This window comes from Agromyces selenitireducens, from assembly GCF_052748465.2.
The window spans coordinates 2,526,753-2,538,279 of sequence record NZ_CM188259.1; the positions used below are offsets into that span (position 1 = coordinate 2,526,753).

Consider the following 11,527-nt stretch of genomic DNA (forward strand, 5'->3'; position numbering starts at 1 on the left):
GCGACGGGGGCCGGACCGCAGCCGGTCCGGCCCCCGTCGGGAAGGGCGACATGCGCCCGCGACGTCAGCCCTCGAAGGTGCCGAGCGTCACGGACACCGTGCGCGACTCGCCGTCGCGCGTGTAGGTCAGCTCGGCCTCGGCGCCGCCGGGCAGGGCGCGCACCTGCGCGGTGAGGTCGGTCTGGTCGGTGATCGGGACGCCGTTGAACGCGGTGACCACGTCGCCGGACTCGAGCCCCGCGGCCTCCGCCGCGCCGCCCGGGGTCACCTCCGAGATGAGCGCACCGACCGTCGAGCCCTCGCCGGCCGCCTGGGCCGACGTCACCGTCGCGCCGAGGAGGCCGTGCGTGGCCGCGCCGTCCTCGATGATCTCGCTCGCGACGCGCTCGGCGAGGTTCGACGGCACCGCGAAGCCGACGCCGATGTTGCCCGCCTCGCTCGACGCACCGCCCGCCGACAGGATCGCCACGTTGATGCCGATGAGCCGGCCATCGGCGTCGAGCAGCGCGCCGCCGGAGTTGCCGGGGTTGATCGCGGCATCCGTCTGGATCACCGGGATCGAGATCAGCCCGCTGCCCTGGGACTGGCCCTCCTGGCCGGGCACGTCGAAGTCCCAGAAGTCGAACGGGCTCTCGCCCTCCTCGCCCTCCTGGCCGCTGCCGTCGTCCGGCGTCTCGGGGGCCGCCGACGACTGGACGTCGATGCTGCGGTTGAGCGCGCTCACGATGCCGTTGGTCACGGTGCCGGACAGGCCGAGCGGTGCGCCGATGGCGATCGCGGTGTCGCCCACGTTGAGCTCGTCGGAGTCGGCGAACTCGATCGGGGAGAGGCCGGAGGCGCCGACGATCTTGATCACCGCGAGGTCGCTCAGCGGGTCGGTGCCCACGAGCTCCGCCTCGTAGAGGCGGCCGTCATCGGCCTTCACCTGGATGCTCGGGTCGCCCGTGGCCCCGTCGAGCGTGACGACGTGCGTGTTCGTGAGGACGTAGCCGTCCTCCGAGAGGACGACGCCGGATCCGGTGCCCTGACCCTGCCCGCCCGCCACGGCGATGGTGACGACGCTCGGGCTCGCGGCGGCGGCGACCGCGGAGATCTGGTTCACCGACTCCGTGTCGTTGATCACGATGCGCTGGCCGTCCGTCGTCGACTCGAGCACCGTGCCCTCGCCGTCGCCGGTCATGAGCGCCGTGACGCCGGCGCCCGAGGCGCCGCCGATGAGTGCGGCCGCGACGACGGCCGCGGCGACGCCGAATCCGGCTCGACGCGGCTTCTCCGGCGTCGACGACGGGGCGGATGCCGCGGGCTGGGGTCCGCCGAACGCGGGCGGGACCGAGCCCGGGCCGCCGGGATCGCCGGCTCCCGGGTACCCGCCGACCGGTGCGGCAGCGGGGCCGTGCTGTGCGGGGCCGTGCTGTGCGGCGCCGGCCGCGGTCGCCGCCGCTGCGGCGCCCGTGAGCGGCGTCGTCGGCGCGGTCTCCCGGGGTGCGGGCGCGGCCGCGGGCTCGTGCCGGTACTGCGGCGCGACGTAGGGCTGCGGGGCCTGGCCGGGTGTGTAGACGGTGCCGGTCGCGCGCGGAGGCTCGGCCGGGGCCGGGGCCGGGGCCGGGGCCGGGGTCGCGGCCGGGGCCGGGGTCGCGTCCGGCGCCGGGGTCGCGGCCGGGGCCGGGGCCGGGGGCTCGTTCGCCGGCGCCTGCGCGGGCGCTCGTGACTCGGGCGCGGCCTCGGTCTGCGGCTGCTCGTCAGGGCGGGTCTGCTCGTCGTGCTCGTGCCCGCCGGGGGTGGTGTCGGTCATGTGTCGCTCCCTTCCAACGAACGCCAGCATGGTCCGTGGATCTGTGCGGCGCTTCTGCGATTCCTATGTCTCGGCTGTGCCGGGGCCGGGAACCGCCCGGGCGCCCACGCCAGCGTAGCGGCCGGACCGTGACGTACGGTGTGAGCGTGGATGACATCGGAGCCCCCCACCTCGCCCCGTGGCAGCGCACCGCCGCCGGCGCGGGCCTGCTCGCGCCCGACGGCACGGTCGCCCCGACCGTCTTCGCCGAGATGAGCGCGCTCGCCCTTGCGAGCGGGGCGATCAACCTCGGCCAGGGCTTCCCGGACGAGGACGGCCCGCCCGAGGTCCTCGAGGCGGCGCGCGAGGCGATCGCCGCGGGCGTCAACCAGTACCCGCCCGGACCCGGCATGCCCCTGCTGCGCGACGCGATCGCCCGTCACCAGCAGCGCTGGTACGACCTCGAGGTCGACCCCGACCGGGAGGTGCTCGTCACCGCCGGCGCGACCGAGGCGCTCGCCGCGACCATCCTGGCGTTCGTCGACACCGGCGACGAGGTGGTCACGTTCGAGCCGTCGTACGACGCGTACGCGGCGCTCGTCGCGCGTGCCGGCGGCATCCACCGCACGGTGCCGTTGCGCTTCCCGGACTGGCGGCCCGACCACGACGAGCTCCGCGCCGCCGTGTCGGACCGCACCCGCGTCATCCTCGTCAACTCGCCCCACAACCCGACCGGCGCGGTGCTCGACCGCGCCACGCTCGAGCTCGTCGTGGAGCTCGCGCACCGCCACGACGCGCTCATCGTCACCGACGAGGTCTACGAGCACCTCGTGTTCGACGGCGTGCACACGCCGATCGCGACGCTGCCTGGCGCGTGGGAGCGCACGGTGTCGATCTCGTCCGGCGGCAAGACCTTCAACACCACCGGGTGGAAGATCGGCTGGGTCACCGCACCCGCCGACCTCGTCACGGCGGTCCTCGCCGTCAAGCAGTACCTCACGTTCGTCAACGGAGCGCCGTTCCAGCCCGCGATCGCGACGGGCCTCGACCTGCCCGACCGGTTCTTCGCGGATGCCGCGGCCTCCCTGACGGCGAAGCGCGACGTGCTCGTCGCCGGGCTCCACGCGGCGGGCTTCACGACGTCGGTGCCTCGGTCCGGCTACTTCGCGGTGGCGGATGCCGCGGCACTCGGCGAGACGGACGCCGCGGCGTTCTGCCGCGAGCTGCCGCATCGCGCGGGCCTCGTCGGCGTGCCCGTCACCGCGTTCGTGCACCCCGACCGGCGCGATGCGGTGCGCAGCCTCGTCCGGTTCGCGTTCTGCAAGCGCCGCGAGGTGCTCGAGGAGGCGGCGGCGCGCCTGGCGTCACTCAGCGGTCGCTCGGGTGCGGCCGCACCGTGATGCCGAATCGGCGCAGCTCGAGCGCCGGGTTCACGCGCCGCACCGCCGTGATGCGCTCGCGTGACAGCCAGGCGACCGCGACATCCGTCGTCTCGCCGATCGTGGCGACCTCGACCCCCATCGGGTCGACGATCATGCTGTTGCCGGCACCCACCGGCGGCGCGTGGTCGGCGGCGGCGACGTAGATCGTGTTCTCGAGCGCGCGCGCTGTGGTGAGCGTGCGCCAGTGCGACTCCTTCAGCGGACCGCGCACCCACTCGGCGGGCATGCACACGACGTCGGCGCCCGCGTCGACGATGCGACGCGTGACCTCCGGGAAGCGCGCGTCGTAGCAGGTCTGCAGGCCGAAGCGGATGCCGCCGGCCTCGAACAGCTCCGGCGGCGTGATCTCGCCCGGGGCCACCCACTCCGACTCGCGCTGGCCGAACGCGTCGTAGAGGTGCAGCTTGCGGTACCGGGCGACCACGCCCTCCCCCGGCGCGACGGCCACGACCGTGTTCGCCACGCGCCGCTCGCCGTCGAGACGCTCGATCATGCCCGCGACGAGGTGCACGTCGAGGCGGTCGGCGAGCTCGCGCAGGCCGGTCGTGAACGGGCCGCCGACGGGTTGCGCGGCGTCCAGCCACGCCTCGGAGGGCGTCGCGGTGAACCAGCTCGAGTACTCGGGGAACACGACCATCCGTGCCCCCCGCGCCACCGCGAGCTCGGCGAGGCGGCCGATCTCGCCGAGGTTCGCGTCGGCGTCGTCGGTGGGCGCGAACTGCGCCACGGCGAGCGGGAAACCCGCGGCATCCGTCTGCATGCCCCCAGCCTAGGCCGGGCGGCGGATCAGGCCGCGAGATGCGCGGGGCTCCGGACTTCAGTCGCGCGATGGCGTGATTCGGTCGCGCACGCGATCGACGATCGCGTCGAGCTCGCGCGTCGTCGCCTCGAGCTCGTCGAACGCGTCGGTCAGGTCCGATCGCCCCGAACCGGCCTCTTCGGCGAGCCTGAGGTCGGTGCCGACGTTCAGGGCCGCCGCGCGCGTGCTCGCGGCAAGGGTCGCGGCGGCGGTGCCGACGTCGGCGAGCAGGAGCGTGCTCGTGTCGTCGACGAGATCCTCCAGCACCGGCACGAGGGTCGCGGCGAACCGCCCGAGCGACACGGACGACTCCGCGGCCGCAAGTCCGGCCTCGCGCATGGCGGCCGCGCGGCCCTCGGGGTCGTCCCGTCGACTCGCGGCCGCGAACCCGGAGGAGGCGGCGGTGTCCTGATCCGCCATCTCCGGTGCAGTCTCACGCATCGCCGCGGAGAAGGCCTCGAGGCACCGCCGTCGGATCTCGTCCTCGGGTGACTCATCGGATCGACGGTGCGCGACGACCATCTCGACCAGCGCCGCCGCCATACCGGCCATGAGTGCGGCAGCGGCCCCGCCGCCCGGGTTGGCGCCGGTGGACGCCAGCGCGTGCAGCCATTCCGAGATGGGCTCATCGGCCGTCAGTCTGCGTTCCATGACTCGACGGTAGACCCGTTCGGCGCGCCATGCGCCGGGCGGCGTACAGGAGTCGGAGATGTCGCCCCGGTTTCGCCGGGGCGTAGTCAACCCGATCGGTGGGGGCGAATGCAAGATCTGTCGCCGACGCAGCGGGCGTGCTGGACTGATCGGGTTCAGGCGCGCCGACCGGATCCGGCCGGCGCCGACGATCGGTCCCTACGCCGACGGACGAACCAGATCTGCGAGCAACGGGGCCACGACAGATGGGAAACCCCGTGCTCAGAGCACCACGACGCTCCGTCGGCGCATTCGCCGTCGGAGCACTCGCCGCGAGCTTCCTCGCGGCGACCGCCGCGCCGGCATCCGCCGACGACCACGAGAACCTCGCCGGCGAGCCGACCATCACGCTGCCGATCAACGACAGCGCGGCCGGCGGCACCTACGACCAGGACTTCACGCGCGTGTACGCCGGCGAGACGCCCGACGGCACGCCGGTCTACATCTACGTGCCCGCCGGCACGCCGCTCGACGGCAGCGCCCCCACGGGCGTCGACAGCCTCGACCCGGCGTTCGACCACGCACCCGACGACGAGTTCGTCCCGTGCACCGACGCGAGCGCCGAGGATTACACCCTCACCCAGGCGCAGGTCGACTACATGGGCGACCAGCTCGCGAACCAGATCGTCGCCGTCGACGAGGAGCACTTCGGCCCCATGGACGCGGCCGACCCCGACGTGCCCGAGAGCGACTCGCTCGTGATGGTCGTCTACAACGTGCAGGACGAGCAGTACTACGACTGCGCGGTCACGAGCTACACGGCCGGCTACTTCGCGCCCGACTTCATCGAGTCGGCGGGCATGAACACGATCGTGATCGACGCGTACGACTGGGCGAACCGAGTGGGTCCGGATGACGCGGAATGGCGTGACGACGACCCCGAGAACGACCAGGCCACGCTGTACGAGGGTGTCATCGCGCACGAGCTCGAGCACCTGCTGCACAACTACAGCGACCCCGGCGAGCTCAGCTGGGTCGACGAGGGCCTCGCCGACTTCGCGGTGTTCCTCAACGGCTACGACGTGGGCGGCTCGCACCTGACCTACCACCAGGTCTTCTACGCCGAGACGTCCCTCACGCGCTGGGGCGGCGGCCTCGAGAACTACGGCGCCGCGTACACCTACATGCAGTACCTGTGGGAGCAGGCCGGCGGCAACGGCGACGGCACCTACGAGCCCGACCTCGAGTACGACGACGCGGGCGGCGACCTGCTGATCAAGCTGATCTTCGAGAACCAGGCCGACGGCATGGCGGGCGTGCAGGCGGCGATCGACGAGTTCAACGCGGCGACCGGCGGTGACCTGCGCACGGCCGAGGAGCTCTACCAGGACTGGGCGGTCGCGGTGTACCTCGACGACGAGAGCTCGGAGCGCTTCGACATCAAGGCCGTCGACTTCGGCGACCCGGCTTCGACGAGCTGGACCATGGACATCGCCGACGACCAGTTCTGGGACGGCCGCGGATCGAACCAGGGCGCGCAGCCCGAGGCGAAGTGGGACCGTCGTGAGAACGGCCAGGCCGACACGGCGCTGCCGTACGGCATCCAGGTCGAGCGGTTCCGCAACCCGGGGCCGACGGTGACCGTCGCGCTCGACGGCGACGACACCAGCCAGGTCGCCCCGCACACGGGCGAGACGCACTGGTACGGCGGCTACGAGAGCCAGGCCGACAACGTCCTCGACGTCGACGTGACGGATGGCGCGGCCTCCACCCTCGACTTCTGGTCGTGGGCGTTCATCGAGGAGGGCTGGGACTACGGCTTCGTCGAGGCGCTCGTCGGCGACGAGTGGGTCACCGTGCCGTTGACGGATGACTCGGGGGCGGTCGTCACGACCGATGAGGACCCGCACGGCAGCAACGAGGAGGGCAACGGGCTGACCGGCACCTCGGGCGGCGAGTACTTCGTCGACGAGCCCGAGTACGTGCACCTGTCCGCCGAGCTGCCTGCGGGCACGACCGACGTGCGCTTCCGGTACTCGACGGATGCCGCCTACCTCGACACCGGATGGTTCGTCGACGACGTGATGGTCGACGGCGAGGGCGCGGCACTCTCGTCGGCGGACGGCGAGTGGATCGAGACCACGGGCCTGCAGGACGACAACTGGACCCTGCAGGTGGTCTCGAGCTGCGACCTGACCCCGGGCGAGGACTCCGAGTACGAGATCGTCGACGAGGCGGGCAACTTCGTGTACCGCTTCGAGGGCGACGATATCTCGCAGGCGGGTCTCGACACCTCGTGCGCGAAGGGCAACGAGCGCGACTTCGCGACGCTCGTGTCGAACCTGCCCACGGGCGACCTCGACACGCTCGATGCGGGCTACTCGCTCACCGTCACGAACACCGGCAACGGCAAGCAGGGCTGATCCCGGCGATGCGGCAGGCCCCGGTCCCCTCGGACCGGGGCCTGCCCGTTCGTCGGCGCATCTGAGAAGGTGGGCTATGGAAACCATCGAGGTCAAGGGCGCCAACGGCGAACGACTCCTGTACGACGGCGCCACGGTCGCGAAGTTCCGGCACAACGGCATGGACGAGGCGGCGCGGAACCCGGTGTCGACCTATCGCGAGATCCGGGTCACCCACAAGCCCGCCAAGCGCGGTCGACCTGGCCACTACGAGGTCCTGCTCGCGATGGCCTCCTTCATGTCCCTCACCGTCGAGGAGACCGAGAAGCCGCGGCTCGACGCCTTCGTCGCGGCGCTCGAACGCTCCAAGGCATGAGAAGTGGCGCGGTCAGGCGCTTGCCCCGCACGACGCCGCCGATCCCGAGTTCGCGCGGAAAGCTTCGACGCTCGCGTGAGTAGTCCCTGAAGCGTGCAAAGCCAGAGGCCGGTATCGGATTTCTCCGATACCGGCCTCTGATTGGTTGCGGGGGCAGGATTTGAACCTACGACCTCTGGGTTATGAGCCCAGCGAGCTACCGAACTGCTCCACCCCGCGGCACAAGAGAAAACACTAGCACGGGGTCGAAGCGAGGTCGAATCGAGGCCGCGTCCCGGGCGGGTCGGGGCCTCGATACGGGCGCTTCGCGTCCTACTCGACCACCGGTCGGGCCGACGCGGATGCGGTGAGCTCGTACGAGAGCGGCAGCCAGCGACGGTCGGGCCAGCCGTACATGCCGTCGCGCTTGGGCACCGCGATCGGGAAGATCTGCCACGGCACCTCGTAGTGCTCGGTGAACGACTCCAGCCGGAGGCCCGCGTCGCGCAGGGCGCGGAACACCTCGTCGAGCGGATGCATCCACTCCCACGTCCTCGAGTGCTGCAGCTGCGCGTCGGCGTCGGCGTAGTCGCTCGGGTCCTCGATCACGTCCGGGCCGTCGGGCACGTACGGGTACGTGAACTGCGGCATCCCGCCGGGCCCGCCGTCGCCGTCGAACACGAACGCGGCCGGGTGACCGTCGGCGAAGAACAGCCGGCCGCCCGGTGCGAGGAACCACTCGATGATGCGCGCCCACTCCGCGACATCCGGAAGCCAGCCGATCGTGCCCCACGTCGTGAAGACGAGGTCGAACGACTCCGGTTCAGGCAGCGCATGGCGCGCGTCGTACAGGTTGGCCTGCACGAATCGGGCGCGGTCGCCCACGCCGAGAACGTCGGCCATCCGCCGGGCCTCCTCGACCGCGGGCTCCGAGAAGTCGAGGCCGACCGCCGTGGCGCCGGCGTTCACGAGCGAGAGCGTGTCGGAACCGAAGTGGCACTGCAGGTGCAGGACACGCACGCCGTCGAGGCCGTCGGGGAACAGCCGCTCGATGCCGGCGCGCGCGATCGGGTCGAGCACGCTGCCGCCCTCGCGGAGGCGCGCACGGTCGTAGAACGGCGAGGCCACGTGCAGGGGCACGCGCTCGTCCCAGTTCGCGCGGTTGTCGTCGAGCCAGTCGCCGGAGCGGAGGTCGACGCTCACTCGTCGTCCGACGGCGGTTCCTCCGCGGGCGCCTGGGCGGTGTCGTCGCCCGCGAGCACGATCAGCTCGGAGACGATCTCCGCGAGCTCGGCGTCGGCGCGGCCGTACTCGACCCAGTCACCTGCCTGCAGTGCGGCCTGCTTGTCCTCGATCGCCTGGCGGGCACGGTTCAGCAGCGACTGCAGCTCGGTGTCGGCCGTGACCGGGGTCTCGGTGCCGTCGCCCTCGCCCTCGCCCTCGGTGCCGGGCTCGGTCGGCTCGACCTCCTCGTCACCCGCGGCCGCGCCGGAGTCGCCGCCGAAGAGCACGTTGAGCGCCTCGTCGAGCGTGTCCTGGAACGCGATCTCGTCGCCGAACGCGACGAGCACCTTCTGGAGCACCGGATAGCTGGTCTCACCGGTGGAGCGGACATAGACCGGTTGCACGTACAGCAGGCCGCCGCCGACGGGGATCGTCAGCAGGTTGCCGTTGATCACGTCGGACGAGCCCTGACGGAGGATGTTCAACTGTGCCGAGATCGAGGTGTCGCTGTTGAACGTGTTCTGCACCTGTCCGGGACCGGGGACGTTGTCGTCCTCCGGGAGGTTCAGCAATCGCAGCGTGCCATAGCCCTCGGCCCGCGTGCCGTCCTCGGACCCGGCATCCGAGTCCACCGCGAGGTACCCGCGCAGCACGTTGCGGCTCGCCTGGCCTCTCGCCTCGGGGATGAAGGTCGAGTAGATCGAGTACGAGGGCTCGTCCTGGCCCGGCATCTGCATGGTGAGGTAGTACGGCGGCTGCAGGAGCGTGCTGCCTTGCCCCTGGGTCGGGTCGAGCGGGGTCGTCCAGGCGTCCTCGCGGGAGTAGAACGCGTCGGCCTCGGTCACGTGGTACCGGCCGAGCACGGCCCGCTGCATCTTGAAGAGGTCGGCCGGATAGCGCACGTGGCTCATGAGCTCGCCGGACATCTCGCTCATCGAGCGCAGCTTGTTCGGGAAGACCTTGTTCCAGGTCTCGAGGATGGGGTCATCCTCGTCCCAGGCGTAGAGCGTGACGCTGCCGTCGTACGCGTCCACCGTGGCCTTGACCGAGTTGCGCACGTAGTTCACCTCGTCGAACGCGAGCGGCGAGGCGACCGTGTCGCTGTCGGAGATGGCCTCGCTGTAGCTGACCTTGTTCGAGTAGGGGTACTGGTCGGTGAGCGTGTAGCCGTCGACGATCCAGACGATGCGACCGTCGACGACGGTCGGGTAGGTGTCGGTGTCGAGCGTGAGGTAGGGGGCGACCTTCTGCACGCGCTCGATCGGGCTGCGGTCGTACAGGATCTGCGACTCGTTGTTGACCTGGTCGGAGAGGAAGATCTGCTCGGACTGGAACTTGAGCGCGTAGACCAGCTTCGTGAAGACGTTGTCGAGCTGGGGCCCGCCGTCGCCCTCGAACGTGGTCTGCTGCGGCTCGCCGTCGCCGCCGGCCGGGAAGTCGAGCTCGATCTCGCGCGCGCCCTCCGGGGCGCCGACGATCGAGTACTCGGGCGAGTTCTCGCCGAAGTAGACGCGCGGCTCGAACTCGGGCAGCGTGCCCGTCGACGGGATCCCGGACTGCAGGAACACCGGCTGGCCGTCGCTGGAGCGCTGGTTGCCGGCCGCGGCGACGAGCCCGTAGCCGTGCGTGTACACGAGGTGGGTGTTGAACCAGGTCTGCGCGTCGCCGAGGCCCTCGAGGTTGAGGTCGCGGATGGCGACGATCGTGTCCTGCGACTCGCCGTCGAGCTCGTAGCGGTCGACGTCGAGCTGCTCGGGGAACTGGTAGTACTGGCGGAACTGCTCGAGCTGGCGGAACGCCGGGCTGATGATGGCGGGATCCATCAGGCGGATGCTCGCCGTGGTCTCGGCGTCGGCGCGGAGCGCACCCGGCTCGGCATCGGTCTTCGCCTCGTACGGGATCTCCTCGATCTCGGAGACGCCGAACGCGTCGCGCGTGAGGTCGATGTTCCGTTGGATGTACGGCGCCTCGAGGGATCGAGCGCTCGGATCGACCTGGAAGCGCTGCACGACCCACGGGTAGAGCGAGCCGATGAGCAGGCTCGACACGACGAGCAGCACGGCACCGACGAGGGGCAGGCGCCACCGGCCGAGGATCGCCGTGATGAGGAACAGGATGGCCACCGCGGCCGCGATGACGGCGAGAATCTGACGGCCCGGGATGGTCGCGTTCACATCGGTGTACGAGGCGCCCGTGATGAGCGAGCCCACCTCGGTCACCGTGGCGTACTGGTCGAGCCAGATGCTCACGGCCTGGAGCAGCAGGTAGACGCCGGCGGTGATGGCGATCTGGATGCGCGCGGCCTTCGAGATGACGACCTCGCGGCCGCTGACGCGGATCGCGCCGTAGAGGTAGTTCGTCGCGATGACGAGCAGGCCCGAGAGCAGCACGACCGCCGACGCGAACCCGACGATCGAACGGTAGAACGGCAGCTCGAAGACGTAGAACCCGATGTCGAGCCCGAACTGCGGGTCGGCCGTGCCGAACGGGGTGCGGTTCAGCCAGGCGAGGACGGAGTCCCAGCGGCTCGCGGTCGAGACGCCCGCGAAGATGCCGAGCACGATGGGGACGCCGAACATGGCGAGGCGGCGGAGCGGCTCGAACACCTCCTGGTAGCGATCGAGCTGCGAGTTGAGCTTCGCGTAGACGGGGCGCGTGCGGTAGGCGATCTGGATCGAGATCCAGACCGGCACGGCCATGGCGACGAAGCCGATGAGGAACAGCACGATGCGTGCGATCCACTCGGTGTACAGCACCTCGACGAAGCCGAGCTGGTCGTACCACATCACGTCGGCGTAGATGCCGGCGAAGACGAAGAAGGCGACGACGAGCGCTCCGACGATTCCGAGCGTGATCGCGATCGGCGCGCGTCGGCGCGGCATCCTCGGTTCCTGCGGCTGTGCT

The 11,527-nt window shown here is 71.1% G+C and carries 8 protein-coding genes and 1 tRNA gene; 3 read left to right on the top strand and 6 right to left on the bottom strand.

Annotation, left to right across the window (positions count from 1 at the left end; all coding sequences use genetic code 11):
- Nucleotides 1–64 precede the first annotated feature (64 nt).
- Nucleotides 65–1,792: a S1C family serine protease gene (locus tag ACULK4_RS11775; RefSeq protein WP_445964602.1), complete on the bottom strand. Its 1,728-nt coding sequence runs from the start codon at nucleotides 1,790–1,792 to the stop codon at nucleotides 65–67.
- 146 nt (nucleotides 1,793–1,938) lie between these two features.
- Here ACULK4_RS11775 and ACULK4_RS11780 point away from each other — a divergent pair, with 146 nt between their 5' ends.
- Complete coding sequence (locus ACULK4_RS11780) at nucleotides 1,939–3,171, top strand: aminotransferase class I/II-fold pyridoxal phosphate-dependent enzyme (protein WP_445964603.1); 1,233 nt, start codon at nucleotides 1,939–1,941, stop codon at nucleotides 3,169–3,171.
- Here the strand turns inward: ACULK4_RS11780 and ACULK4_RS11785 are convergent.
- Complete coding sequence (locus ACULK4_RS11785; protein WP_445964604.1) at nucleotides 3,140–3,973, bottom strand: carbon-nitrogen hydrolase family protein; 834 nt, start codon at nucleotides 3,971–3,973, stop codon at nucleotides 3,140–3,142. The genes ACULK4_RS11780 and ACULK4_RS11785 overlap by 32 nt on opposite strands.
- A gap of 57 nt (nucleotides 3,974–4,030) precedes the next feature.
- A complete protein-coding gene (locus tag ACULK4_RS11790) occupies nucleotides 4,031–4,663 on the bottom strand; it encodes a cyclodeaminase/cyclohydrolase family protein (RefSeq protein ID WP_445964605.1) in 633 nt (210 codons plus the stop codon).
- Between the two features lie 257 nt (nucleotides 4,664–4,920).
- Between ACULK4_RS11790 and ACULK4_RS11795 the strand changes: the two genes are divergently transcribed.
- Nucleotides 4,921–7,065, top strand: a complete 2,145-nt coding sequence (locus tag ACULK4_RS11795) for a hypothetical protein (RefSeq protein ID WP_445964606.1) — start codon at nucleotides 4,921–4,923, stop codon at nucleotides 7,063–7,065.
- A 76-nt stretch (nucleotides 7,066–7,141) separates the two neighbouring features.
- Nucleotides 7,142–7,420, top strand: coding sequence for a hypothetical protein (locus tag ACULK4_RS11800; protein ID WP_445964607.1), 279 nt, complete (start codon nucleotides 7,142–7,144; stop codon nucleotides 7,418–7,420).
- A gap of 142 nt (nucleotides 7,421–7,562) precedes the next feature.
- Here ACULK4_RS11800 and ACULK4_RS11805 read toward each other — a convergent pair.
- The 3 genes from ACULK4_RS11805 to ACULK4_RS11815 form a co-directional block, all read right to left on the bottom strand.
- Nucleotides 7,563–7,639: transfer RNA gene (locus ACULK4_RS11805), tRNA-Met, on the bottom strand.
- 93 nt (nucleotides 7,640–7,732) lie between these two features.
- Complete coding sequence (locus ACULK4_RS11810; RefSeq protein WP_445964608.1) at nucleotides 7,733–8,602, bottom strand: class I SAM-dependent methyltransferase; 870 nt, start codon at nucleotides 8,600–8,602, stop codon at nucleotides 7,733–7,735.
- The gene (locus tag ACULK4_RS11815; protein ID WP_445964609.1) at nucleotides 8,599–11,505 is read right to left on the bottom strand and encodes a UPF0182 family membrane protein; all 2,907 of its coding nucleotides are present in this window, start codon (nucleotides 11,503–11,505) and stop codon (nucleotides 8,599–8,601) included. Before ACULK4_RS11815 ends, ACULK4_RS11810 begins: the two co-directional genes overlap by 4 nt.
- Nucleotides 11,506–11,527: the final 22 nt, after the last annotated feature.